Consider the following 25843-nt stretch of genomic DNA (forward strand, 5'->3'; position numbering starts at 1 on the left):
TCCGAGGTTCGTACTCGGCCTCAGCGCCATCGTCCGAAGGCATCCGCCAGCGTCTGGCTGCCGGGCACGCCCTTCTCGAAGGTGATGATGCCGCGGCGGCCCGAGGCGAAGCGGACGGGCACGTCGATCCAGCTCCGGTTCAGGATCAGGTCGAGATTGCGCTCGACCTCGACCGGCACGTTCGAGAGGGCTGCGACGAAGAGGTTCTCGCCCAGCGCCGAATTGATCGCCGAGAGCGGCGCGCCGCGCTCGCCCTCCTCGGTCTTGAACTGCGGCACGCCGACCTCGCGCACCGACTCCGTCGCCGGGTCGCCGGTCGAGGTGAAGCGCATGCCGATGATGTGCGAGGCCGGGAAGGCGGTGTCGGTGTTGCGCCGGATCGTGAAGTCGAGCGCGAGCCCGATCTCCGTGATCTCGACGGTGGCGCGCACGATCGTCTCGACCGGGCGGCCCTGACCGACGCTTTCGCTGTCGAGCCGCCAGAAGACGCGGCCGTTCACGGCCCGCGGCGCCTGCGGGCTGTCGGGGATCTCGGTGTAGAGGATGGCGCGTTGCGCGACCGCGATCTCCTGCGAGGGAGCCGTCGACGCCGCGTTGCCCGGGCGTGTGCCTCCGGCGGGAGCGGTGGCCTCGCCGACGCGGTCGTTGATCTTGCCGGCATTGTCGGCCTGGGCCGGCTGGGCCGGGGTCTCGACGCGCGGACGCGTCGCCGTCTCCGGCGGCTTGACCTTGTTGACGTAGTAGGCCGCGACGGCGATGGCCGCGACGGCGACCGCGACGCCTGTCGCGACGACCGCCGTGCGCAGATGTCCGGGCCTGACCCGCTTCTCGCGAGGTGGCGCGACTCGCGGGCGCATCGCCTGCGGCTCGGCAGGCTCGGGCAGCGCTTCGTCTAAGCGCCCGTCATCGGGCGGCGCATCGCCCTGAGCCTGCGGAGCGGCCGGGGCACGGGGCTGGGCCTGCACAGGCTCGCCTGCGGCGGCCGCCTCCGTTTCCGGCTCCAGCGGGCGCAGGAGCGGCTCCATCTCCGGCTGGTGGGGGGCGTCGTCGTAATCCGCCTCGATCCGGGCCACGGCTTCGTCGAGCGCAAGACGCTCGCGCATGATCTCGGCCTCGCCGAGTGGCGGGTCGAGACTGCGAAGCTGCGTCACGAGGGCGGTCCGGGCACGGTCGTAGATGGCGTTGCGCGCCGCTGGCGATGTGTCGGGCAGCCCGGCGACCGCTCGTGCCAGGATGGGATAGAAGTCGGCCATTGGCCTCACTTGTCGCTGTTGAATGCCTGCGTCAACCCTTGACGGGCCAGACGTGTTTCAAAGGCCGGGCAACTTTCGAAGGGCAGGCTGACGTTCGAAGGCGGGTCAACCTTCGACGGCAGCTCAGCTTTCGAACGGATTATGGACGAGAATCGTGTCGTCGCGCTCGGGGCTGGTGGAGAGCACCGCCACGGTCGCGCCGATCAGTTCCTCGATGCGGCGGACATATTTGATCGCCTGCGCGGGGAGATCCGCCCAGGAGCGGGCGCCCGCGGTCGAGCCTTCCCAGCCTTCGATTGTCTCGTAGACCGGCTCGACCCGGGCCTGGTCGCTCTGACCGGCCGGCAGATGCTCGAGGATCTCGCCATCGAGCCTGTATCCCGTGCAGACCTTGATCTCCTCGAAGCCGTCGAGGATGTCGAGCTTGGTCAGGGCGATGCCGTCGATGCCCGAGGTCTTGACGGTCTGGCGCACGAGGCAGGCGTCAAACCAGCCGCAGCGGCGCTTGCGCCCGGTGACGACGCCGAACTCCTTGCCCTTCTGGCCGATCAATTCGCCGATCTCGTCGAACAGTTCGGTCGGGAAGGGGCCTTCTCCGACGCGGGTCGTATAGGCCTTGGCGATGCCGAGCACATAGCCAACGGCCGAGGGGCCGAGGCCGGAGCCCGTCGCGGCCTGGCCGGCGACGATGTTGGACGAGGTCACATAGGGGTAGGTGCCGTGGTCGACGTCCAGCAGCGCGCCCTGCGCGCCCTCGAACAGGATGCGCTTGCCGGCGCGACGCTCGGCGTCGAGCAGCGCCCAGACCGTGTCGGCATAGGGCAGGACCTGCGGCGCGATCTCCTTGAGCTGGCCGAGAAGCTCGCCACCGTTCACTTCGGAGATGCCGAGGCCGCGGCGCAAGGCGTTGTGATGCGCCAGCAGCCGCTCGATCTTGGCTTCGAGGATCGCGGGATCCTTCAGGTCGATGACGCGGATGGCGCGGCGGCCGACCTTGTCCTCATAGGCCGGGCCGATGCCGCGCTTGGTCGTGCCGATCTTCAGGCCGGCATTGGAGGTCTCGCGGAAGTGGTCGAGTTCGCGATGCAGGGGCAGGATCAGCGTCGCATTGTCGGCGACGCGCAGGTTCTCGGGGCTGATCGCGACGCCCTGCGCCCGCAGCCGGGCGATCTCCTCGACGAGGTGCCAGGGGTCGACGACGACGCCGTTGCCGATGACCGAGAGCTTGCCGCCGCGCACGATGCCTGAGGGCAAAAGCGAGAGCTTGTAAACGTTGCCGTCGATGACGAGCGTATGGCCGGCATTATGCCCGCCCTGGAAACGGACGACGACGTCCGCCTGGCTCGACAGCCAGTCGACGATCTTGCCCTTGCCCTCGTCGCCCCACTGGGCGCCGACCACCACCACATTTGCCATGGTTCAGGTGTTCCTGCTTGTCTTGCTCGTGTCGTTTCGGGCAAGCGCCGCACATGAAAAACCCCGGCGCAAGACCGGGGTTCCGAGGCAGGTTCTTGCAGGTCCTCATGAGCCAAGAGCGCGCGAAGGTCAAGCTTTGCGCGCATGGAAGCCGGGCGCGCCAGCGTGTAGAAGAGGCGGCGGCGGCCATGAAGGCGCCTCGCTGGCAGGCTTCATGCTTGCCTCGCGCGGCCGGGCCCGCAGCCCGAATCACGGATGTGCGCGGTGCGCGCGAAGGGGACAGACGATGACGACGACGGACTTCGACACCTGGCTCGAACGCCACCATGCCGCGTTCACCGCGATCCGTCGCGACATCCATGCCCATCCCGAACTCGGGCTCGAAGAACACCGCACGGCGGCGCTCGTCGCGCAGAACCTGCGCGAATGGGGCGTCGAGGTCACCGAGAATGTCGGCGGGACCGGCGTCGTCGGCGTGATCCGCGGCAAGCGTCCGGGCCAACGGGCGATCGGCCTGCGCGCCGACATGGACTGCCTGGCGCTGGAGGAGATGACGGGGCTGCCCCACGCCTCGCAGCACCCGGGCAAGATGCACGCCTGCGGCCATGACGGCCACACCACCATGCTGCTCGGCGCCGCACGCTACCTCGCCGAGCATCCCGATTTCGCCGGCACGGCGATCATGATCTTCCAGCCGGCGGAGGAGGGGCGCGGCGGCGCCAACGCCATGCTGGCCGACGGTCTGTTCGAGCGCTTCCCCTGCGATGCGATCTATGGCCTGCACAACACGCCGGGCCTGGCCGCGTCGCATTTCGGCACCACGGTCGGGCCATTTTTGGCCTCGGCCGATAGCTGGGAGGTCACCTTCCGCGGCGTCGGCGGCCATGGCGGCTCGCAGCCGCATCTCTCGACCGACATCACCTATGCGCAGGCGCAGTTCGTGCTCGGCCTGCAGGGCATCGTCGGGCGCAACGTGCCGCCGCTCGACACGGCGGTGATCAGCGTCGGCTACATCCATGGCGGCTCGACCGAGGCCTCCAACGTGATCCCCTCCGAGCTGGTGCTCGGCGGCACGGCGCGGACCTATTCGGCCGAAATCCGCGACACCATCGAACGCCGCATCGCCGAGCTGGCGGCCGCGACCGCCCTGGCCTGGGGCTGCAAGGCGGAAGCGCATTACCATCGCGGCACCAGCCCGCTGATCAACAAGGCCGAGCAGGTCGAGGTCGCGGTCGCCGCGGCGTCGGCGTCCGTCGGCGCCGCCCATGTCGATGCCAAGCTTCGGCCCGGCACCGGCGGCGAGGATTTCGCCGAGATGATGCTGATCAAGCCCGGCGCCTTCATGCGGATCGGCAACGGCGTCGAGGCGGACGGCTCGTTCAAGGGGCTGCACACGCCGCTCTACGACTTCAACGACGCGATCATCCCGGACGGCATCCGCTACTGGGTCAATGTCGTCTCCGAAGAGCTGGGTATGCAGCCGCAGGCGGTCGCGGCGTAACGCCTCATTCGCAAACGCATCCGTCATCCCAGGCCAAGCCCGGGATGACGCGGTCCGGCGACGGAGCGGCGCAGTGTTCTGCAGGGCTGACCCTCATTCCTGCCCGTTGCGCCGTCCCGCCCTTGCCCTGTAAGCGGCTGGTTCCCGAACCCCGCCGGTCACGCTCATGCAATCGCTTTCGATCTCGACCCTGACGATCTGCGGCATCGAGGAGCTGCCGGCGCACAGCATCCGCCGCGTCACCCATGTGCTCTCGGTGCTCGACCCCGACCTGCCGGAGATCGACACCTTCGGCACCTATGGCGAGCATCACCGCGTGACGCTGCGTTTCCACGACATCATCGATCCAGCCGCGGGCAAGATCCATCCGGAGCCGCGTCATGTCGAACAGATTTTGCAGTTCGGCGAGAGCCTGCGCGACGGGCTGGCCGAGCGTGTCGAGGGCCATCTCCTGGTCCACTGCCATATGGGCATCTCGCGCTCGACGGCGGCGATGCTGACCCTGATGGCGCAGAACGATGCGGTGGCGGACGAGGACGAGTTGTTCGAGCGCTTGCGCGGCGTGCGCCCGCAGGCCTGGCCGAATTCGGTGATGATCGGCTTCGCCGATGCGCAGCTCGGGCGCGGCGGGCGGCTGGTCGAGGCGCTGCGTCGCCACTACGGCCGGCAGCTCGCGCTGCAGCCGCAGTTCACCGACTGGATGGCGCGGCTGGGGCGCGGGCGCGAACTCGCGATGGCGGTGTGAGGCGTCGCGATTTGCCGAGCGCTTGAACCTTCACGCGCGTCGTCCCGGACAAGCCGCGAAGCGGCGCCGATCCTGGACCCGTTCCAGAGCACGGATCGGAAAGGCTCCGGAATGGGTCCCGGGTCTCCCTGCGGTCGCCCGGTACGACGGCCTTGCTTCCATGAGCACAAAGCCTGCTCGGATTGCGCTCCCGCTCAGTTCACCGGCCGGGGCAGCGGCAGGGGACCGGGCGCCGGCTGCGGGGCGAAGGTGACCTCGCGGTCGCCCGGCCATTTGATGCGGTAGGCGACCTTGATCTCCTTCTCCGTGCCGGGCGCGAGATCGAAGGTCCAGGCCGAAACGCCGCGCTTGTCGCCGACCTGCTTTTCGGTCGGCGGCGTGGTCTGGGCGGCGATCGTCTCGACCGTGATCGCTGTGCTTTCCGAGAAGGGGATGCGCTCGCTGACCGTCACCTTGACCGGCTGCGCGTGCAGGCTCTTCACCACGGTCCTGAACTCGCGCAGGTCGGTGCGAGTCTGGCCGAGCCAGGTCGGCTCGTTCTCGCGGCGGCGGACTGGCGCGCGCGTGACCTTGAGCTTGTCGTCGGCGCCGAAGCCGAGCTCGACCTTGTCGCCGGGCGCCACCAGCCCAAGCCGGCCGCGCCCGATATAGCTGCCATCGCGATGCAGTGCGACCGTGCCCGGCAGCAGGGCCGCCGCCTCCTCATGCGTGAAGGCGGCTTCGAGATAGGCGGTCTCCTCGAGCTCCGGCGTGACGCGGGCGGTCAGCGTCGGCTCGACCCTGCCCTGGCTCAGCAGCACCGTCTTGGACGAGCCGTCCTGCGGGATGCTGACGCGGCCGGGCACCTGGAAGCTCGCCTGATAGGCGCCTGCCTCGACCTGCGCGGTCTGCATCTGGGCGGCCTGAGCCTGGGGCTGGCCGCCGCCGGGGGCCGCCTTCTGGGTCTGCTCGGCCATGGCGTCGGCCTCCGCCCTGGCGCGCGCTGCGGCCATCGGGGCGGGGGCGGCGGCCGAACGCCGGGTCTCGTAAAGCACGGGTGGCTCGAAGAACATCACCTGCATCGGTGCCAGCTCCGGGGCGCGGGTGCCGCCGGCCGAGCGCGTGGTCGAGAGGGTGAGCGCGACGTCGCCCCAGTCCTCGCCGGTGCGCTGGCGCAATTCGGCACGCCGGACGAGGTCGATCGAGGGCTTGGCCGTGCCGCTGCCGGTGGTCAGCCGGGCCTCGTATTGCGGCGTCCAACCGGCACCGCCGACGCGGTAGGTCACCGCAAATTCGGCCGCGACGGGGGCGGCGGCCTCGACCGCGATGGCGATGTCGCGCTTCGGCGCGCCGGGCTTGCCGGCCTGCGGCCTGGCCCGCTCCAGCGCCGCGATTTCAGCATCGACGTCGCTGCTGCGGGCCCGGGCGCCGCGCAATTCGTCATGGACCTTGACCAGCGAGACGCCGATGGCGTCGAACACGGCCGGCCAGTCGGCGACCGGCAGCGCCTTGCCGTCAGGGCCGAGCTTGTCGGGGCCGACCTGCGCAAAGCGCTCGATGGTGGCGCGCTTGGCCTCGATCGCGCTGACGCGGCCGGCCAGCGCCTCCTTTTCCTCGCGCAACGCCTTGAGCTTGCCCTCGATCACCGTGTCGAGCACGGGGCGGGCCTCGCCGGGCGTCAGGCGGACATCGACGGCGCCGACAGAAAAGGCGCCGCTGCCCGAGCCATCCGAAAAGCCCTTGCCCTCGACGCGGATCGAAGCGGGATCGATCGTCGCCGGCAGGCCGCGCAGCACGATCTGGGAGGCGCCCTGCAGCAGCTCCGCCTTGCCGAGCCGCGTCACGACGGCGCCGTCCGGATAGACGGTGACGCGGTCGATCCGCGAGGACAGCTCAGTCTCTGCCGCGACGGCGAGGCCGGGTGCGAGAACCAGAGCGGCGGCAAGTCGGGTCATCATGCTGTGCTATCCCCTCAGACGATCACGAGGCCGTGATAGGCGGGTTCGAATTCGGCGCGGCCAAGGCGGAATTGGGCCGGACTGCGGACAGCCTTGCGCGGGGGGCGCCTCGCGGCATCCTGCATTCGGGGGAGACAGGGTCCGAGCGGCCGGTCTTCGGACCTGCCGAAGCGAAAAACCCTGCCCGAAGGGGGCAGGGCTTCGTGTCCGATGCCGTCCGGGATATGCCCGGGAAGGTCAGAATTCCTCCCAGCCGGCGTCGCTGGCGCGGGCGTTGACGACCTTGCGGGCTGGAGCGCTTTGCTGGACGAAGGCAGCCTCGGCTATCTGGCGCAGCCGGGCCGGTTCGGAGGCCGGAGCCGCGGCGCGGACCGGGGCCGGCTGGCGATAGGCGACGATCGTTCCCGCGCCATCGTGCCCCGTCCTGAAGGCTGCGACGAGGTCGTTGAGCTGGGCGATCCGGCCCGTCAGCGAACCGGCGGATGCGGCGCTCTGTTCGGCCAGGGCTGCGTTCGCCTGCGTCATTTCGTCGAGATGGGCGACGGCCTGGCTCATCTCGTCGATGCCGCTGGCCTGTTCGCCGGAGGCCGCCGAAATCTCGGCGATCGTCGCCGCGACCTTTTCCGATGCGGCGAGAATCTGGCTGAGCTGTTCGCCGGCCTGGCGGACCAGCTTCACACCTTCGCCGACCTCGCTGTTCGAGGACGAGATCAGCGCCGAGATGTCCTTGGCGGCCTCGCTCGAGCGCTGGGCAAGCGTGCGGACCTCCGAGGCGACGACGGCGAAGCCCTTGCCGGCATCGCCGGCCCGGGCTGCCTCGACGGCGGCGTTCAGCGCCAGCAGATTGGTCTGGAAGGCGATGTCGTCGATCACCCGGATGATGTCGGAGATCTTGGTCGACGCGGTTTCGATGCGCGCCATCGCATCGACCGCCTGGCCCGCAATCACACCGCCGCTCTGGGCCGCCTGCATCGCCTCGTCGGCGACCGAGGCCGCCTGGCGCGACGCCTGCGCCGTCGCCTTGACCGAAGCCGCGAGCTGCTCGGTCGTGGCCGCCGTCTCTTCGAGGCTCGAAGCCTGTTCCTCGGTGCGCTTCGACAGGTCGTCGGCGCCCATATTGATCTCGCGTGCGGCCAGCCCGACATCGGCGGTCGTCGTCTGGATCGTCTTCACCGTCGAGGACAGGCGTTCGACGGTCTCGTTGATGGCGTTCTTGAGGTCGGCGAAGCGGCCGTGATAGGCCCTGTCGACACGATGCGTCAGGTCACCCGCCGCGATCGCCTGCAGCGCGCTCGAGAAGTCGCCGGTGGCGCCGTCGACGACGGCGTTGATCTCGTTGATGCCGCCGACGAGCTTCTGCATCTGCTCGTCGGCCTGGTCGATCTGGAGGCGGGCCGAGAAGTCGCCGGCCGCAGCCGCTGCCACGACCTCGCCGACATCGGAGACCACAGCCTCCATCGACTGCGCCCGCGCCAGACGCGCCGCGGCTGCCGCCTGTTCCTGCTGCTGCAGCAACGCGACCTGCTCGCTGCTGTCGCGCAGCACCGAGACCGCCTGCGCCATCGCGCCGATCTCGTCCTTGCGGTCGAGATGCGGCACCGAGACCTTGAGGTCGCCATGCGTCAGCGCCGCCATCACGGCGCTGAGATCGAGGATCGGCTGCGTCAGCGAGCGCTGCGCGAAGAAGATGGCGATCAGGAGCGAACCGAGCAGTGTCACGCCCAGCACGATCGGCAGCGCGATCTGCGCCATCCGGGTGAAGTTCGCGGCATCCTGCGCGAGCGCGTCACCGGTCGCCTCGTTGCTCTTGGCGAAGGCCAGCAGCAGGTCGTTCAGCGCCTTCCGGTTGAGCCGGTTGGCGTCGTTGTTGCCCTGGGCATTGGCGGCTGCCGGAGATACCTCGCGACCGAGGCGCACCGTTTCGGAGCGGAAGGTGATGAAGTCGGCGATGGCCTTCTCGATCTCGCGGGTCCGGCCGCGTTCCGCCTCGGGAGCGATCCGGGTCAGTTCGGCGGCCAGCGCGCGCAATTGCGGGAAGCGTGCCTCCACGCCCTTCGCGAAGGGCTCGGCATCTGCCGCCGCCTTCGACATGTAGATGCCGCGGGCGTCCATCACGACGCCGAGGACATGACCGTTGATCCGGTCGGTGGCGAGTGCGAGATCGGCCTGGACGGAGGAGCGTTTGCTGAGATCGCCGGAGCGCGACAGGGCCCACATGCCGAGGCCCGAGGAGAACAGGGCGCCGAGCGAGATGATCGCCAGGATCGCGATGATTTTGATGCGGATCGATTTCAAGATTTCTTGCCTTTGACTGCGGCGCGAAGCGGGCGTCGTTCTGAAGGGAGACGGGCAGGCATCGGCGGTGCCGCAGCGGAGGGCGAAGGTTCGATGCCTTCGTTATGGTCTGCGGTAGACCCCACTTCCGGAGATTTTGCTTAAAATTGAATTAAGCCGAATAATGATTTGCTGACCGAATAGGCATTTGCAGAGACATGCATACGAGCGTGCGGGATCGACCGCGTGGGACGTCCGGGCGACGGGACTGCCTCTTGGTCAGAATCGGCCTGGGAAATCCGATGCGGCGCGCCGGGCGTGAATTGGCTGCCGCGTCCGGTTTGCTTTGCGCCGGTCAGGCTAGCCGACGTCGTGCGACGGGGTTCCGTCGGCAGCGGCGAGTCAGGCACATCCTCGTCGCCGCGCGGTTTTCGGAAGATGCGCCCGGCGTGCTTCGGGCCGTTCTCAGACCCGGCCGCGAATGCTCGCGTGCGGCTGGACCCGGTGGGTCAGGAAGTTGCGCAGTTCGGTGACGCGGCGCTGTTCGTCCAGCACCTCGGCATCGAGACCATGCGCCCAGGCGAGATCATGCCGCGCCGGTTCGGCGTCGAGCGCGCGCAGATCGGCGAGCCAGCCATGGGCGGCGGCCTCGTCGGCGCGAAAGCCTTCCTCGATCAGGATCGGGACCATCCGCCCGAGGATGGAGGCGACCTGGCGCAGCGGGAATTCGGGATGGTACTGGACACCCCAGAAGACGCCGCCGTCATGGCGGATTTCTGCGGCCTGAACCTGGCTGCAGGCGTTCGAGGCCAGGATCGTGGTGTCGCTGGGCGGCAGGGCGACGGTGTCGAGATGGATCGCGGGCGCGTCGAAGGCGGTCGGCCGGCCGGCCAGAAGCGGGTGGGCGCGGCCTGCCGCGTTGACGGTGATCTTGCGCGCGAAGCCAATCTCGCGGCCGTTGGGATTGCGCGTGACGCTGCCGCCGGCCGCGACCGCGCCCATCTGGATGCCCCAGCAGGAGCCGAAGCAGGGCGTGCCGCTGGCATAGATCGCGCGCATCAGCTCGATCTGCCGGGTCACTGCCGGTTCGATCTGGTAGATGTGCAGGGCCGAGCCGGTCAGGAAGATGCCGTCATAGGATTGCAGCCCGGCGCCGTCCGGGAGGTTTGCGCCCTCGTCGGCGGGCAGGCAGATGTCGGCGACCGCGCCCGGCACGATCACGGAGACCTCGTTCGCATAGGCCTGCGCCGGTTGCGTGCCGTAGCCGGTGGCATGGCTCTCGCGCTGCTCGCGGGTGTTGCCGTCCACGAAGAGAAGGCGGAGCGGGCGGGCTGAGACGTCGATCATGGGGATTGGCCGGGAGGTGTGTTCTGCACAGGGATGCGCCGGGCGCCGGGCAACCTTGCGCCTCATCCCACATGACGGGAACCGCGCGCAAGGCTATTGCAGGCATCCCCGTTCCGGAGAGGCGCGCGCTCTTGCCCCCGACCCAGACCCTGCCGCAGCGAGTCTGGGCCAACGCCTATCTCCTGCTGACACTGACGATGCTGATGTGGGCCGGCAACGCCATCGCCAGCAGGCTGTCGGTCGGCAACATCTCGCCGATGACGATGACGACGCTGCGCTGGGGCTGCGTCTGCCTGGTGCTGCCGCTGCTGCTGCGCCGTGAACTCGCCGAGCATGCCCCGGTGCTGCGCCAGCGCTGGCGCTTCATCGCGCTGATGGGCATCTGCGGCTTCACGATGTTCAACCTGCTCCTGTATCTCGCAGGCTATTCGACCACCGCCATCAATATCGGCATTCTCCAGGGCTCGATCCCGATCTTCGTGCTGATCGGCGCCTTCCTGGTCTATCGCACGCCGATCGCCCCTCTCCAGGCGCTGGGCGTGGCCGTCACCATGCTCGGCATCGCCGTCACCGCCAGCCGCGGCGACATCCATATTCTCGCTGGCCTCCGTTTCGCGATCGGCGACATCTACATGATCGTCGCGTCGATGCTTTATGCCGGATACACGGTCGCGATCCGCAACCGCCCACCGATGCCGGCGCTGGTCTTCTTCGCGGCTGCGGGCTTTGCGGCGTTCGTCGGTTCCCTGCCGCTGCTCGCGATCGAGATCGCGACCGGCCATACCTACTGGCCGACCGTCACGGGCTGGCTCATTTTGATCTTCGTGGTGCTCGGCCCCTCGATGATCGCGCAGCTCACCTTCCTGCGTGCGGTCGAACTGATCGGCCCCGGCCGGGCCGGGGTCTTCGCCAATCTCGTGCCGGTGTTCGCGCCGATCATGGCCGTGTTCATCCTCGGCGAACAGCTCGCGCTGTATCACGGGCTGGCGCTGGCGCTCGTGCTGGGCGGCATCTTCATTGCCGAGCGGCTGGGGCGGCGCTGAGTTCGAGGCTTCTCGACGGATTCGGGGGCACGCCCGGGATGACGCTGCGTTTCCGAGGCCCGGCCCGGGAGCGTCTAGCGCAAGGCAGCGACAGCCAATTTCGCCACGGCGGCGTGGGCGGCTTCGCGAGTCCTGGCATCCGCCGTCGAGCCCGCGAGATAGACGGCAATGGCAAAGACGCGGCCGTTCGGCAGGTTGACGAGGCCGATGTCATTGGTGGCGTGGTTGATGCCGTCCATGGTCAGGCCCAGCCCGGTCTTGTGGGCGAAGCGGGCGCCTTCGGGCAGGCCGGCGCGGATGCGGTCCGCGCCGCTTTTCGTTTCCGTGACGATCCTGTCGATCAGGGCATTATGGGCGGGCCCGCGCAGCCAGTTGCCCCTGGCCTGCGCCTCGACAAAGAGCACGCTGGCCTCGGGCGTCGCACTGTCGCGGCGGTCCTTAAGTGCAGTCTGCAGGGCGGCCTTGCGCTTTGCCGGATCGAGCGCGGCGAGCTTCGCCCGGTAGGCCGGCTCGTCGATCACATCGTTCCAGCCGAAGCCCGGCAGGCCGAAGACCTCGGGTTGGAACTGCCGCTCGTAGCGGTCGACCGTGATGCCCTGGATGCCGCCCGCAGCCAGCATCGCACGGACGACGCGCGGCCCGCCGATCTCGCGCATCAGGATGTCGGCGGCGGTGTTGTCGCTCTCTCCGGCGGCGAGCGCGATCAGCTCGCGCAGCGGATAGGCGTTGCTCTCGCCTTCGAAGGCCTTGGCGAGGGGGCTGTGATAGAGCGAGAACTCGCTGCGCCTGATCGTGATCTTCTCGTCGAGCTTGAAACGGCCGGCTTCGACCGCCTGCAACACGGCAATCGCCAGCGGCCATTTGAAGACGCTCTGCATCGGGAAGGACTCGGTGCCGCGATGCGACCAGGTCCTGCTGTCCTTCAGGTCGAGCAGGGCGACGCCGAGCCGCCCTTTCGACTGCCGCTCGATCGCGACGATCTCCCTGTCCAGCTTCGCCTTGTCCCAGTCGGCGCGGGCGGGGTTCGTCGACACGGCCTGTGAGGCAGCAAGGCAGGCGAGGGCGATAGCGGCGAAGCGAAGCATGGGCATCTCCTGTGAGCGGCGCGCACGGGAGAGGGTGATTGCGGCGTGGGTGGGGCGAGTCAGAAAGCCTTGGGAAGGCCGGCGTCCTTCATGATCTTGTTGGCCGTGTGCCGAGACTTGATCTTGGAATCGACCGGAACGGCCACGCGCGTCTAGGGATGGCGCCAGATTTCATGGTCGCCCTTGCCTGAGCGGATACGCTCATAACCGGCCGCGGCGAGCCTTTCTCGAACAGCAGATGTAAAGTTGTTCACGTGCGCCCCTTACGGAGTTTCATGAACAGGAATACCTCCTGATTCGCATTCAACTACAACCAAGAAATTCACTTCATGTGAAAGTTCATACTCAAATATGCCAATAAGCATATTTGAGTATGAACTTTCACAGGCGAGTATGAAGTTTGGCACGTGAAGGCGCATCTTCATCGCATGCATCAACTCTTATGCAGCGGTCCGCACCCGTTCATGCGCGTGAGCGATGATGTCGACCTCGATCTCGTCCGGGCGGTCCACCGCATCTTGCAGAAGATCAGGAATGATGTCGCGGATACGCTGGCGCAAGCCCTCCAGCGTCTCGCTTTCGGTCGCGAGGCTGGGAATATCCGATTCTTCGACATACCAGACGCCGGCTTCGTCATCCCATGCCGCTCTGACGATCGCGTGCCGCTTCATGCCTGCTACCTGACCTCGTGAACCGTCATGATGATGCGTGATGGCATGGCCGGCTCCAAGCGATTTTTCCGCATGCGGGCTCATCTCGCTTTCGCGCTGGTCTCTAAGCCTCGATCAGCGCGGCGGCAGCTCGCAAGAGCCGAAGGCCAGCTCGTCGCTGCACATCTCCAGCTCGATCGGGCAGTCGCAGTCGAGCTCGAGGAAATCCGGCACGAGCTGCTTCAGTCGCTCGCGCAGGGCGTCCAGCGTCTCGGCTTCGGTGACGATGCCGCTCTCGTCGGTGGCGACGGCGTACCAGACGCCGGCCTCCTCGTCGCGACGGACCTCGAATTTCAGTGGCGCCATGGCCGTGTCCTTGCGGGAGGCGACCATGGCGCGCAGGCCTGCGAAGCGCATGGGGGTCTAAAACCTCAGCCGCCGCGCCCGCTTGACCATCGGGATCTCGTGGATCTTGGCCAGCAGCTCGTCCGAGATCGCCTCGTCGACGGCGACATAGCAGATCGCGTCGCCGCCGGGCTTGTCGCGGCCGAGCGAGAAGGTCGCGACATTGACGCCGGCGGCGCCCAGCAGCGAGCCGAACTGGCCGATGAAGCCCGGCTTGTCGGCGTTGCGGACATAAAGCATGTGCGGTGCGAATTCGGCATCGACCTGGATGTCGCGGATCTCGACGATGCGCGGCTTGCCGTCCTGGAAGACGGTGCCTGCGGCATGGCGCGGCATGTCCTCGGCCTCGACGACGATGCGGATGACGCTTTCGAGATTGCCGGCGACCTCGCGCGTCATCTCCTCGACGACGATGCCCTTCTCCTTGGCGACCATGGCGGCGTTGACCATGTTGATCTCGGGCAGGAAGGGCCGCAGCACGCCGGTGATCGCGGCGGCCGAGATCGCCTTCAGGTTGAGGCTCGCGACCGCGCCCTCATACTCGATGCGGATGCCCTTGACCGGCGCCTCGGTGAGCTGGCCGAGGAAGGAGCCGAGCTTTTCGGCGAGCGCCACGAAGGGCTTGATGCGCGGGGCTTCCTCGGCTGAGATCGAGGGGAAGTTCACCGCGTTGGTGATCGCGCCCTTGAGCAGATAGTCCGACATCTGCTCGGCGACCTGCAGGGCGACATTCTCCTGCGCCTCGTTGGTGGCGGCGCCGAGATGAGGCGTGCAGACGACGTTCTCCAGCCCGAACAGCGGGTTCGATTCCGCTGGCTCGACCGAGAACACGTCGAAGGCCGCACCCGCGACATGGCCGGACTTGATCAGGTCGGCCAGCGCCTGCTCGTCGACGAGCCCGCCGCGGGCGCAGTTGATGATGCGCACGCCCTTCTTGGTCTTGGCGAGGTTCTCGGCCGAGAGGATGTTCTTGGTCATCGCCGTCATCGGGACGTGCAGCGTGATGAAGTCGGCGCGCTTGAGCAGCTCTTCCAGCTCGACCTTCTCGACGCCGAGTGCGACCGCGCGCTCGGGCGAGAGATAGGGGTCATAGGCGATGACGCGCATCTTCAAGCCGATGCCGCGCTCGGCGACGATCGCGCCGATATTGCCGCAGCCGATCAGCCCGAGCGTCTTGGCGGTGATCTCCACGCCCATGAAGCGGTTCTTCTCCCACTTTCCGGCCTGGGTCGAGACGTCGGCGGAGGGGATCTGGCGGGCGAGCGCGAACATCATCGCGATGGCGTGCTCGGCGGTGGTGATCGAATTGCCGAAGGGCGTGTTCATCACGATGATGCCGCGCGCCGTGGCGGCGGGAATCTCGACATTGTCGACGCCGATGCCGGCGCGGCCGATGACCTTGAGGTTCTTGGCCGCTTCCAGCAGCTTGGCCGTCGCCTTGGTGGCCGAGCGGATGGCGAGGCCGTCATAGTCGCCGATGATCGCGGCGAGCTTGTCCTTGTCCTTGCCGAGATTGGGATCGAAGGTCACGTCGATGCCGCGATCCTTGAAGATCTGCACGGCGGCGGGGGAAAGGGCGTCCGAGATCAGGACCTTGGGGGCTGTCATGAGGATGGCTCCGGCTGGCGCGGCGCTGAGGCGCTCTGCGCGTGCGTGAATTCAGGAAACGGGGAAACGCGCGGGTCGTCCCGGGCGACCGAAGGGAGACCCGGGACCCATTCCGGAACGGTTCAGGAATGGGTCCCGGATCGGCGCGGCTTTCAGCCGCTTGTCCGGGACGACGTCGCGTTTGTGGGAAGCAGGCGCCTTACGCCGCCTTCTTGCTCAACCCCGCCTTGGCCTCGGCGAAGGCGTACTCGATCCAGGGCAGCAGCGCCTTGAGGTCGCGCGACTGCACCGTCGCGCCGCACCAGATGCGCAGGCCGGGAGGAGCGTCGCGGTAATGGCCGAGGTCGAAGCCGGCGCCGGCCTTCTCGATGATGCCGACGACCTGCTTGGCGAAGGCCGCCTGCGCGTCCGCCGGCAGCGCCGTCACGGCCGGGTCGGAGAACTTCAGGCAAACGCTCGTGTTCGAGCGCGTCTTCGGCTTCACGGCGAGGAAGTCGATCCAGTCGTTCTCGCGCACGAATTTGGCGATGACGCGGAAATTGCCGTCGGCCCGCTTCACCAGCCCGTCGAGCCCGCCGACCTTCTTCGCCCAGGCCAGCGCATCGAGATAATCCTCGACCGCGAGCATGGAGGGCGTGTTGATGGTCTCGCCCTGGAAGATGCCCTCGATCAGCTTGCCGCCCGAGGTCATGCGGAAGATCTTCGGCAGCGGCCAGGACGGCTTGTAGGTCACCAGACGCTCGACCGCGCGGGGCGAGAGAATGATCATGCCATGGGCTGCCTCGCCGCCGAGCACCTTCTGCCAGGAGAAGGTGGTGACATCGAGCTTTTGCCAGTCGAGGCGCTGCGCGAAGGCGGCCGAGGTCGCGTCGCAGATGGTCAGCCCCTCGCGGTCGTCGGCGATCCAGCTCGCATCGACGACGCGCACGCCTGAGGTCGTGCCGTTCCAGGTGAAGACGACGTCGCGGGTCTTGGTGTCGAGCTTCTTCAGGTTCGGCAATTCGCCATAGGGCGCGTCAAGCGTGCGGACATCGGCGAGCTTGAGCTGCTTGACGACATCGGTGACCCAGCCGGCGCCGAAGCTCTCCCAGCTGACCATGTCGACGCCGCGGGCGCCCAACAAGGACCACAGCGCCATCTCGACGGCGCCGGTGTCGGAGGCCGGCACGATGCCGATGCGGTAATCGGCCGGCACCTGCAGCACCTCGCGGGTCAGGTCGATGGCAGCTTTTAGCTTGTCCTTGCCGACCTTGGCGCGGTGCGAGCGGCCGAGTGCTGCGTCACTGAGAGCCTTGAGGGACCAGCCGGGGCGCTTGGCGCAGGGGCCGGACGAGAAATGCGGCACGCGCGGACGCGTGGCCGGAACGGTATTCGCCATCGATGTCTCCATCCTTACAGATGGGCGCGCCACGGTGGGGTGGCGTGTCCCGAGGCGGGGGTTAGGACGGAGGGGTGGGGGGAGTCAAGGGATGGGGGAGTTTAGCTCTTTGTACGCAGTATTGATATGTAGGAGCGCTGGTGTCCTCGCTCTTCCCAAGTTGCTCGAATTTTTCCTTCGAGCCTCGGTATATCAGTTTTTAGGCTGCTCTGCCATAAATTCGGGCTATACTCGAATACTCTGAGCATATTGTCGACGTCAAAAATCCGACCGGTGTCTGATGATTTGATTATAGCTACCGGCTTTTCTTGCGACATTCGAATTCCAAGTTCGAACAGCACATTAGGATTATGATCTGTGAGGTCGGCGATCACCATATCCGAATCAATGAGCTCATTTATGATCGTGGACTGAATAACGTCGCTACCATCTTTATTGGCAGTCGCGACGTCAAAGCCGGCCGCTTCGGCCGCGGGTTTGATTAAACTTTCAAAAACCTCGTCGAAAAAGCCGCGCGACCTAGGCCGTAAACCCATAAGCGCGTCCAGCCGATTCCAGCGGCGGCGATTTTGTGATTCAAGCTCCGAAAGAGGAGCTTGGCGATGGGACGCTACGAACTCAGCGATTTTGAATGGACGGCGATCGAGCCGCATCTTCCCAACAAGCCGCGCGGCGTGCCGCGGGTCGATGATCGGCGCGTCCTGAACGGTATCTTCTGGGTGCTTCGCTCGGGCGCGCCCTGGGCGGATGTGCCAGCGCGCTATGGCCCACCGACGACGATCTACAATCGCTTCAACCGCTGGCGCAAAGCCGGCGTCTGGGATCGGCTGATGGACGCGATCACAAAGGCTTACGACGGCGACGTCCAGATGATCGACACCTCGGTCGTGCGGGTCCACCAGCAGGGTGCAACCGGAAAAAGGGGGGTCGAGATCGTTGTCTCGGTCGCTCGCGCGGCGGGCTCACCACCAAAATCCATGCCCTCGTCGACGCGCAAGGGCGCCCGATCCAGCTCAAGCTGACGGCAGGGCAAGCCAGCGACATCGCCAGTGCCGCCGACCTGATCGGCCATCTCGCTCCCGGCGCGATGCTGATGGCCGACAAGGGCTACGACGCCAACGCCTTGCGCGCGCTCGTCGGCGAACGTGGAGCCTGGGCCAACATTCCGCCCAAGAGCAATCGGAAGGACCCGATCTGCTTCAGCCGCCACCTCTACAGGGACAGGAACCTGATCGAGCGCTTCTTCAACAAGATCAAACAGTTCCGCCGCGTCGCCACACGCTACGACAAGCTCGCGGAGAACTTCCTCGCAACCCTCAAGCTCGCATGCGTAAGGATCTGGCTACGCGGTAATGAGTCCACGGCCTAGCCGGATTTCTTTCTGTGAAAGGCATAATAACAAAGCATTTTTTGCCGTCTGTGTTGTGCTCCGCCGCGATTGTCCTGACCGCCGGTATGCTTGGTGTAGGAAACCGGCGTTCTATAGTGCCTTCCAACGCACTCGATGCGCCCCAATTCGGTCCGATTTGTACGAAATCGCAATTCTCTAAGAAAATCTCTCTGAACACTCCGTGAAATTCTTTTGGCAGAGAAAATTCAGATACTAGTGTATTCGAAAGGAATTCAATTTCCGGAAGTCTATTTCCTTTATAGTACTCAAGTACTTTTGAGAATAATTCGACATTCAGAAATGCTCTGCGACGTGCATTTGTTACGGCGTCGGGGCTTGGTGCGTAGACAATGTCTCTGCCGATCTTCTCGATCGAGATCGCTGATGCGCCCCTGGTGCCGCTTGTCAATCCATATAAATTAGATGCTCTGTAGAGAGTGTCGATCGAGCTTGATTTTTCGCCTATGCCGAGAGCTTTCGCAACTTGTGTTGGCGCCCAAGGGTTTCCGGCATTCTTCTCTTTTATCGCATTTGCTATGCTCAGTGCCTTTTCTAATGAAACAGTTGGAAAAGGTCGCGGAGTAGGATGTTTTCGTATTTTTGGTGAGGCAGGCGTGGTGGCTTGAATATTCGCGTGTGCGCCAGTCGCCTTTTCTTGCCTCTTTTGATCAGCTTGATCTGACATTGATGTTCCCCACCGTTTCCGTTTGAGCGTGCATGGTTTGTTCGCCTTTGTCCAGTATCGGCACGGCGTCCTCATTATCCTCTTCAATGCCGTGCAGAGTCTGGCGGGCGCTGGAAGAACCCCTCTCCTGTAAGGAGAGGGGCAGGGGTGAGGTGTCGGCCCCTGGACCAGCGGGGCGCAAACCTCACCGCTGCTCACGCGAGCCTTATGCGGATAACGGCCGACACCTCTCCCTGCCCTCTCCTTACAGGAGAGGGTTCTGCGGCGTGGTTTCGAGCGCTTCCGGATGCGAGGGGAGAGGCGTCGCGGTTGCGGCGAAGGGCGCGGGGAACCCCTCTCCTGTAAGGAGAGGGGCAGGGGAGAGGTGTCGGCCCCTTGACCAGCGGGGCGCGAACCTCACCGCTGCCGACCACAGCCTCTTGCGGAAAACGGCTGACACCTCACCCCTGCCCTCTCCTTACAGGAGAGGGTTCTGCGGCGTGGTTCCGAGCGCTTCCGGATGCGAGGGAAGAAGCATCTCGGCTGTGACGAAGGGCGCGGGGAACCCCTCTCCTGTAAGGAGAGGGGCAGGGGTGCGGTGTCGGCCCCTGGACCAGCGGGGCGCAAACCTCACCGCTGCCGACACGCGAGCCTCATGCGGGGAACGGCCGACACCTCTCCCTGCCCTCTCCTTACAGGAGAGGGTTCTATCGCGAGGTTCCCGCCGCTTCGCGGATGCGGGCGATGACGGCGTCGCGGTCGTTGAGCACAAGATCGTTGCGGAAGCGGATCACCATGAAGCCATGGCGCTCGATCTCCTGCGTGCGCGCCGCGTCGTAGTCTTGCTCGGCCTCATGCTGCCTGCCGTCGAGTTCGATGACGAGTTTGTGCTGGAAGCAGAGGAAATCGACGGTGTAGCTGAGCAGCGGCGCTTGTCGCTGGAACTTCAGCCCGTCGAGACGATGGGCGCGCAGGAGGCTCCAGAGGATGTCTTCCGACTTTGTCGATTGCTTGCGGAGTTTTCGGGCGAAGTCCTGTCGCTCGGTTGCCATCGCGCCTCACTCGTTCAAGGGCCGACACCTCTCCCTTGCCCCTCTCCTTACAGGAGAAGGGTTCCCCGCGCTTCATCGTCGAAGGGATAGGGGATCATTCTTATCCCCGCCTCCCAAATCCTCCCCATAATCGGCCCCACCTCATCCCCGAGGGGCAGCCATCCGGAGGTGTGCCGTTGGTGGGGATGGGGGCGGCGCCTGCGGGTGGAGTCACGATCCACTCCCGGGAGGCTTCGGGAACCGCCCTGGGGACACTACGGTCCCTGTGCGAGGAGCTCGCTGGAACGGTCGGCGGCATCAGGCCTTCGCCCCATGCCGGAGTAGACGCGACGAGGCGATGAGCCGAACTGGCGTCGGAACGGCTCGCGGCGCCGGCTCGCCATCGACCCGCTAAGCGCGGCCCGGAGTCGTCAAATCGCCGATGAGCGGAGCGCCACGGGGCGTGCGGAGGGTGGCTCAATCCCTCCGCGCCGCGACCTGGCTCAATGGAAGCGGCCCGATACCCCCGCGCCTCGCGGCGCTCCGCTGCCCCTCATCATCACCCGACGCGGAGACGCGGGCGGGGGTTTGTCATGCGCGGGAAACGCGACGGAGAACCCCTCCCCACAAGGGGGGTTGTGTTGCGGTTCGCGCGCCCTCTGGAGGAGAGTCGCGCACCGGCTGGACGCCGGACAGGCAAGGGCTTGATCCAGCACAATGGCGCTCGTTGGCGGACTTGTTTAGAAAGGTTCCAAGGCGACGCGACCCGAAAGCTCTTCACCATGGCTCTCAAGCCCTATTGGCTGCGGTTCCACCGCTGGATCACGCTCGTCTTCGCCCTGCCGCTGATCGCATTGATCCTGAGCGGGCTCGTGCTCTCGGTCGAGCCGCTGGCGCAGCGCACGCGGCCGGCCGCGCCTGTGACCGAGGCTTCGGTGCTGGCGGCGCTGGCGCGGTTCGATCCCGAAGGCAAGGCGACCGGCCTGTCGATCCGGACCTATGACCAGCTCATGACGCTGAACGGGGCCGGGCCCGACGGTGCGGTCGATGTCAGCCTGCGGACCGGCGCGGAGATCGACGAGCCGGGCTGGGCCGACTGGTTCGGCACCGCCCGCCAGCTCCATGAGCGGCTGCTGCTCGATCTCGGCTGGCTGGTCAGCGCCTCGACCATCGCCATGCTGGTGCTGGCGGCGCTCGGTGTGCTGATGGGCTGGCCGCGCCTGCGCAACACGCTGGGCGGCTGGCACAGCGTCGGTGCCTGGCTGTTCCTGCCGCTGATCGTGCTCTCGCCGCTGACCGGGCTCGCCATCGCCTTCGGCATCAGCTTCATTCCGGCGCCGGGCGCGGCGCGGGCGCCGCGGATTCCGCTGGTCGAGGCCGTGCCGCTCGTCGCCCGCACGCATGATCTCGCCGGGCTGACCTCGATGCGGGTGCGCGGCGGCCGGCTTTTGGCGCGCGTCTATGTCGGCGACCGGCTGGCCAGTTTCGTCGTGGCGCAGGAGGGGTTGCAGGAGGCGCCGACGAACTGGCCGCGGGCGCTGCACGAGGGCAACTGGCACGCGCTCTGGGGCAGCGGGCTCAATCTGGCGCTTTCCGTGGTGCTGGCCGGGCTCTGGGGCACCGGGCTGGTGATCTGGGCGAAGCGCCGCTTCCGCAAGCGCAATCCGCGCCGCCGCGCGATGGCGGTGCCGGCGGAATGACGGGCGGCAGCCGTGCGGCGCACGCACTTGCCGCGCAGGCGGCACTGCCGTAACCCGGAGATCCCGCGCCGCAGCATCGATCCTTCCGCTCGCATGATCTTCCCGCCCGCATGACCGCCTCGATCACAGAACGCTACGCCGCCCTGGTCGAGGCCGGCGCCATCGAGCGCGATCCGGCTCAGATCGCCGTGGTGAGGCGGCTCGAGGTCCTGGCGGAGGCGCTGGCGCAGCGGCGGCTGGCGCGCAAGAGCAGCGCGCTGGGCTGGCTCTTCGGCAAGAAGGCCGATCCGAAGGACCCGCCCAAGGGGCTCTATGTCTGGGGCTCGGTCGGCCGCGGGAAGACCATGCTGATGGATCTGTTCTACGAGTCCGTCGCGGAGCCGAAGCGGCGGCGGGTGCATTTCCACGAATTCCTGGCCGATGTGCATGGCCGCATCCATGCCTATCGCCAGCGCCTCAAGGCCGGCGAGGTCAAGGAGCCAGACCCGATCGGCCCGGTCGCGGCGGAACTGGCGGCGGAGGCTGGCCTGCTCTGCTTCGACGAGTTCACGGTGACCGATATCGCCGATGCGATGATTCTCGGGCGGCTGTTCACGGCGCTGTTTGCCGCCGGCGTCATCGTGGTCGCGACCTCGAATGTCGAGCCGTCGCGGCTCTATGAGGGCGGGCTGAACCGCTCGCTGTTTCTCCCCTTCGTCGCGCTGCTGAGCGAGAAGGTCGAGGTGGTGAAGCTCGAGGCGCGGACCGATTTCCGGCTGGAGAAGCTCGGCGGCGCGCCGGTCTATCGGGTTCCGGCCGATGCCGCCGCGCAGGCCGCGCTCGACGACGCCTTCCGCAAGCTCACGGGCACCGCGCAGGGGCATGAGGTGGTGCTGGAGGTCAAGGGTCACGATCTCGTCGTGCCGCGGGCGGCAGGCGGCGTGGCGCGGGCGAGCTTCGCCGATCTCTGCTCGAAGGCCTATGGCGCGGCCGACTACATCGCGCTGGCGCAGCGCTTCCATACGCTGGTGCTGGACGACATCCCGGTGCTGGCGGACGAGCGCCGCAACGAGACCAAGCGCTTCATCATCCTGATCGATACGCTCTACGAACATCATGTGAAGCTGGTCGCCTCGGCGGAAGCCGAGCCGCACGAGCTGTACCGGGCGAAATCCGGCCGCGAGGCGTTCGAGTTCGACCGCACCGTGTCGCGGCTGATCGAGATGCGCTCGGACGACTATCTCGGCCTGCCGCATGGCCGCATCGACTCGGCCGCGAGCGGCGACAGCGGCGGGCTGGTGGAGACCTGAGCACCATGCCGATGCGCGAGCCGAGCGAGACCCGTATCCTGACGGTCGCCAGCGAGCATCTGCGCCAATACGGGCTGAAGCGCTTCACGGTGGTCGCGGTCGCCGAAGAAGCGGGCATGACCCATGCCAATGTCTACCGCTATTTCCCCTCCCGCGCGGCGCTGGTCGATGCGGTGGTGGATGTCTGGCTGAAGGCGACGGAGCGGCGCCTCGCCGATATCGCCGACGGCCCCGACCCCGCCGACGACAAGCTGGAGCGGTTGATCCTGGCCCTGGCCAAGGCCAATCGCGACCTGCTGACCGAGGAGCCGCATCTGTTTTCGGCCCTGTCCCAGGCGGTGGCGAAACGCCACGCGATCAGCCGGCGCAACCGGGCCCGGGTGCGCGCCCTGTTCGAGCGCGTCGTCGACGAAGGCATCGCGTCGGGCACCTTCGAGCCGCGCGACCGCGACCGGGCGATCGCCTTCATCATCGACGCGACGCACCGCTTCATCCATCCTGCGGCGCTGGAGCTGGATGCCGACGTGCCACAGGCCTCGATCGACATTCGGCTGTCGACGCTGATCCGGGTGATCCTGCGGGTGCTGGGCAGCGGCATCGTCTGATAATTTCTGTAACGAATTACATCTTCTGTAAATTGTAACTGCGCACTTCCCGTGCAATTGTGGAGCCCAGACGAGGGCGGTGCCAACCAAGCTCTTGAAAACGTTTGCGGAGAGGCCAGTTGAGCGAAGAGGGTTTCGCTTGCGCGGGCGTTTCCGGCAAAGTCGGGCAAGGGTTGCGGCAAAAGGGCCTCTTGGGCCAAAGGAACCCACGGTTTCGCCGGTTCTCCGGCATTTCGCAGCGTCAGGACAAAGGACTAGGCAATGGCCCGTAAGAAGATCGCCCTCATCGGGGCCGGCCAGATCGGCGGCACGCTGGCCCACCTCGCCGGTTTGAAGGAACTCGGCGACATCGTCCTGTTCGATATCGCCGACGGCATACCGCAGGGCAAGGGCCTCGACATCGCCGAGTCCGCCCCGGTCGACGGCTTCGACGCCGGTTACAAGGGCACGTCTTCCTATGAGGACATCAAGGGCGCCGACGTGATCATCGTCACCGCCGGCGTGCCCCGGAAGCCCGGCATGAGCCGCGACGATCTGATCGGCATCAACCTGAAGGTGATGAAGGCGGTCGGCGAGGGCATCAAGACCTACGCCCCCAAGGCCTTCGTGATCTGCATCACCAACCCGCTCGACGCGATGGTCTGGGCGCTGCAGAAGTTCTCGGGCCTCAAGCCCAACATGATCTGCGGCATGGCCGGCGTGCTCGACTCGGCCCGCTTCCGCCACTTCCTCGCCGACGAGTTCAAGGTTTCGGTCAAGGACGTCTCGGCCTTCGTGCTCGGTGGCCATGGCGACGATATGGTGCCGCTGGTGCGCTACTCCGGCGTCGCCGGCATCCCGCTGCCGGACCTCGTCAAGATGAAGTGGACGACGCAGGAGCGCATCGACGCCATCGTCGACCGGACCCGCAAGGGCGGTGGCGAGATCGTCAACCTGCTCAAGACCGGCTCGGCCTTCTATGCGCCTGCCGCTTCCGCCATCGCGATGGCGGAGAGCTATCTCAAGGATCAGAAGCGCGTGCTGCCGGCGGCCGCCGCGCTCAAGGGCCAGTACGGCGTCAGGGACATGTTCCTCGGCGTGCCGGTGGTGATCGGCGCCAAGGGCGTCGAGCGCGTCGTCAAGATCCGCCTCAACGGCGCCGAGAAGGAGATGCTGGCGAAGTCGGTCGCATCCGTGCAGGGCCTGATCGAAGCCTGCAAGGCCATCGATTCGTCACTGGCGTGATCTAGAACGGGTGGCATGAGGGCGCGCGACCAGCGCGCCCGTCATCCCCGCCCGGCATTCGCCAGACCCAATTCGTTCCAGGGAAACCGAGCACATGAACATCCACGAATACCAGGGCAAGGCCGTCCTCAAGGAGTTCGGCGCGCCCGTCTCCGCCGGCTTCCCGGCTCTGACGGTGGCGGAGGCGGTCGAGGCCGCCAAGAAGCTGCCCGGGCCGCTCTATGTCGTGAAGTCGCAGATCCATGCGGGCGGTCGCGGCAAGGGCAAGTTCAAGGAGCTCGGACCCGACGCCAAGGGCGGCGTGCGCCTGGCCAAGTCGGTCGAAGAGGTCGAAGCCCACGCCAAGGAGATGCTCGGCAACACGCTGGTGACGGCGCAGACCGGCGAAGCCGGCAAGCAGGTCAACCGACTCTATATCGAGGACGGCTCGGACATCGAGAAGGAGTTCTACCTCTCGGCGCTGGTCGACCGCACGACCTCGCGCGTTGCCTTCGTCGTCTCGACCGAAGGCGGCATGGACATCGAAGCCGTCGCCCATGACACGCCCGAGAAGATCGAGACCTTCTCGGTCGATCCGGCGACCGGCATCATGCCGCATCATGGCCGCTCGATGGCCCGCATCCTGGGCCTGACCGGCGACCAGGCCAAGCAGGCCGGCGCCGTGCTCAGCCAGATCTATACGGCGTTCGTGTCCAAGGACATGGACATGCTGGAGATCAACCCGCTGATCGTGACGACGCAGGGCCAGATCAAGTGCCTCGACGCGAAGATCTCGTTCGATTCCAACTCGCTCTACCGTCATCCCGAGATCGTCGCGCTCCGCGACACCACGGAAGAGGACGAGAAGGAGATCGAGGCTTCGAAATATGACCTCGCCTATATCGCGCTCGACGGCACGATCGGCTGCATGGTCAACGGCGCCGGCCTCGCCATGGCGACGCTCGACATCATCCAGCTCTACGGCGAAAGCCCGGCGAACTTCCTCGATGTCGGCGGCGGCGCCAGCGAAGAGAAGGTCACGGCGGCGTTCAAGATCATCACCGCCGATCCGAAGGTGAAGGGCATCCTGGTCAACATCTTCGGCGGCATCATGAAGTGCGACGTCATCGCGCGCGGCGTCATCGCCGCGGTGAAGGCTGTCGGCCTTCAGGTCCCGCTGGTGGTGCGCCTCGAGGGCACCAACGTCCAGGAAGGCAAGGACATCATCTCGTCCTCCGGTCTCAACGTCATTCCCGCCGACGACCTCGACGATGCCGCGCAGAAGATCGTGGCCGCGATCAAGAAGGCTTGAGGAGAAA

21 protein-coding genes are annotated in these 25843 nt (G+C 66.5%); 9 read left to right on the plus strand and 12 right to left on the minus strand.

The genetic code is table 11. The features are described from left to right. Positions 1-20: 20 nt before the first annotated feature. A complete protein-coding gene (locus tag C8D03_RS13685; protein ID WP_108046835.1) occupies positions 21-1253 on the minus strand; it encodes a histidine kinase in 1233 nt (410 codons plus the stop codon). A gap of 123 nt (positions 1254-1376) precedes the next feature. Further along, a complete protein-coding gene (locus C8D03_RS13690; protein ID WP_108046837.1) occupies positions 1377-2669 on the minus strand; it encodes an adenylosuccinate synthase in 1293 nt (430 codons plus the stop codon). 286 nt (positions 2670-2955) lie between these two features. On the opposite strand from C8D03_RS13690, the gene C8D03_RS13695 reads away from it, so the two are divergent. Together C8D03_RS13695 and C8D03_RS13700 are read left to right on the plus strand one after the other, a co-directional pair. Next, positions 2956-4170 (plus strand): amidohydrolase, encoded by a 1215-nt coding sequence (locus C8D03_RS13695; RefSeq protein WP_108046839.1) that lies wholly within the window; start codon positions 2956-2958, stop codon positions 4168-4170. 166 nt (positions 4171-4336) lie between these two features. Continuing rightward, positions 4337-4915 carry a tyrosine phosphatase family protein gene (locus C8D03_RS13700; protein ID WP_108046841.1) on the plus strand — a complete coding sequence of 193 codons (579 nt, stop codon included), beginning with the start codon at positions 4337-4339 and terminating at the stop codon, positions 4913-4915. Between the two features lie 194 nt (positions 4916-5109). Here C8D03_RS13700 and C8D03_RS13705 read toward each other — a convergent pair whose 3' ends face one another. The 3 genes from C8D03_RS13705 to C8D03_RS13715 form a co-directional block, all read right to left on the minus strand. After that, positions 5110-6852: a mucoidy inhibitor MuiA family protein gene (locus C8D03_RS13705; RefSeq protein ID WP_108046843.1), complete on the minus strand. Its 1743-nt coding sequence runs from the start codon at positions 6850-6852 to the stop codon at positions 5110-5112. A gap of 237 nt (positions 6853-7089) precedes the next feature. Next, positions 7090-9147, minus strand: a complete 2058-nt coding sequence (locus C8D03_RS13710) for a methyl-accepting chemotaxis protein (RefSeq protein ID WP_108046845.1) — start codon at positions 9145-9147, stop codon at positions 7090-7092. A gap of 444 nt (positions 9148-9591) precedes the next feature. Then, positions 9592-10473 carry a type 1 glutamine amidotransferase gene (locus tag C8D03_RS13715; RefSeq protein WP_108046847.1) on the minus strand — a complete coding sequence of 294 codons (882 nt, stop codon included), beginning with the start codon at positions 10471-10473 and terminating at the stop codon, positions 9592-9594. 131 nt (positions 10474-10604) lie between these two features. On the opposite strand from C8D03_RS13715, the gene C8D03_RS13720 reads away from it, so the two are divergent. Next, positions 10605-11516: a DMT family transporter gene (locus tag C8D03_RS13720; RefSeq protein WP_248308460.1), complete on the plus strand. Its 912-nt coding sequence runs from the start codon at positions 10605-10607 to the stop codon at positions 11514-11516. Between the two features lie 74 nt (positions 11517-11590). On the opposite strand, the gene bla is transcribed toward C8D03_RS13720, so the two are convergent. The 5 genes from bla to C8D03_RS13750 form a co-directional block, all read right to left on the minus strand. Next, the gene (gene bla / locus C8D03_RS13725) at positions 11591-12601 is read right to left on the minus strand and encodes a class A beta-lactamase (RefSeq protein ID WP_181300964.1); all 1011 of its coding nucleotides are present in this window, start codon (positions 12599-12601) and stop codon (positions 11591-11593) included. Positions 12602-13041: 440 nt separating this feature from the next. Next, positions 13042-13356 carry a DUF1902 domain-containing protein gene (locus C8D03_RS13735; protein WP_248308461.1) on the minus strand — a complete coding sequence of 105 codons (315 nt, stop codon included), beginning with the start codon at positions 13354-13356 and terminating at the stop codon, positions 13042-13044. Positions 13357-13386: 30 nt separating this feature from the next. Next, complete coding sequence (locus C8D03_RS13740) at positions 13387-13668, minus strand: DUF1902 domain-containing protein (RefSeq protein WP_108046855.1); 282 nt, start codon at positions 13666-13668, stop codon at positions 13387-13389. A gap of 6 nt (positions 13669-13674) precedes the next feature. Continuing rightward, on the minus strand, positions 13675-15264 hold the full coding sequence (serA, locus tag C8D03_RS13745) for a phosphoglycerate dehydrogenase (RefSeq protein ID WP_108046857.1): 1590 nt from the start codon (positions 15262-15264) through the stop codon (positions 13675-13677). Positions 15265-15463: 199 nt separating this feature from the next. After that, positions 15464-16642 (minus strand): phosphoserine transaminase, encoded by a 1179-nt coding sequence (locus C8D03_RS13750; RefSeq protein ID WP_108051633.1) that lies wholly within the window; start codon positions 16640-16642, stop codon positions 15464-15466. 602 nt (positions 16643-17244) lie between these two features. Between C8D03_RS13750 and C8D03_RS13755 the strand changes: the two genes are divergently transcribed. Then, a protein-coding gene (locus C8D03_RS13755; RefSeq protein WP_181300966.1) for an IS5 family transposase occupies positions 17245-18011 on the plus strand; the annotation gives its coding sequence in 2 pieces (ribosomal slippage) (positions 17245-17557 and positions 17557-18011; 768 coding nt in all). On the opposite strand, the gene C8D03_RS26165 is transcribed toward C8D03_RS13755, so the two are convergent. Next, complete coding sequence (locus tag C8D03_RS26165; RefSeq protein WP_146170173.1) at positions 17959-18717, minus strand: hypothetical protein; 759 nt, start codon at positions 18715-18717, stop codon at positions 17959-17961. The two genes, C8D03_RS13755 and C8D03_RS26165, sit on opposite strands and share 53 nt — an antisense overlap. A gap of 686 nt (positions 18718-19403) precedes the next feature. Further along, positions 19404-19748 (minus strand): endonuclease domain-containing protein, encoded by a 345-nt coding sequence (locus C8D03_RS13760; protein WP_108046859.1) that lies wholly within the window; start codon positions 19746-19748, stop codon positions 19404-19406. Between the two features lie 761 nt (positions 19749-20509). Here C8D03_RS13760 and C8D03_RS13765 point away from each other — a divergent pair. From C8D03_RS13765 to sucC, 5 genes are all read left to right on the plus strand, one after another. Next, positions 20510-21427, plus strand: coding sequence for a PepSY-associated TM helix domain-containing protein (locus tag C8D03_RS13765; RefSeq protein WP_108046861.1), 918 nt, complete (start codon positions 20510-20512; stop codon positions 21425-21427). A gap of 110 nt (positions 21428-21537) precedes the next feature. Beyond that, a complete protein-coding gene (zapE, locus tag C8D03_RS13770; RefSeq protein ID WP_108046863.1) occupies positions 21538-22716 on the plus strand; it encodes a cell division protein ZapE in 1179 nt (392 codons plus the stop codon). 5 nt (positions 22717-22721) lie between these two features. Then, entirely contained in the window at positions 22722-23321 is a 600-nt protein-coding gene (locus tag C8D03_RS13775; RefSeq protein ID WP_248308463.1) for a TetR/AcrR family transcriptional regulator, read from the plus strand. Between the two features lie 261 nt (positions 23322-23582). Continuing rightward, on the plus strand, positions 23583-24545 hold the full coding sequence (mdh, locus tag C8D03_RS13780; protein ID WP_108046867.1) for a malate dehydrogenase: 963 nt from the start codon (positions 23583-23585) through the stop codon (positions 24543-24545). 94 nt (positions 24546-24639) lie between these two features. Next, positions 24640-25836: an ADP-forming succinate--CoA ligase subunit beta gene (gene sucC / locus C8D03_RS13785; protein WP_108046869.1), complete on the plus strand. Its 1197-nt coding sequence runs from the start codon at positions 24640-24642 to the stop codon at positions 25834-25836. The last annotated feature ends 7 nt before the right edge of the window (positions 25837-25843 follow it).

Origin of the sequence: Bosea sp. 124 (genome assembly GCF_003046175.1) — a bacterium.
Taxonomy (GTDB): Bacteria; Pseudomonadota; Alphaproteobacteria; order Rhizobiales; family Beijerinckiaceae; genus Allobosea.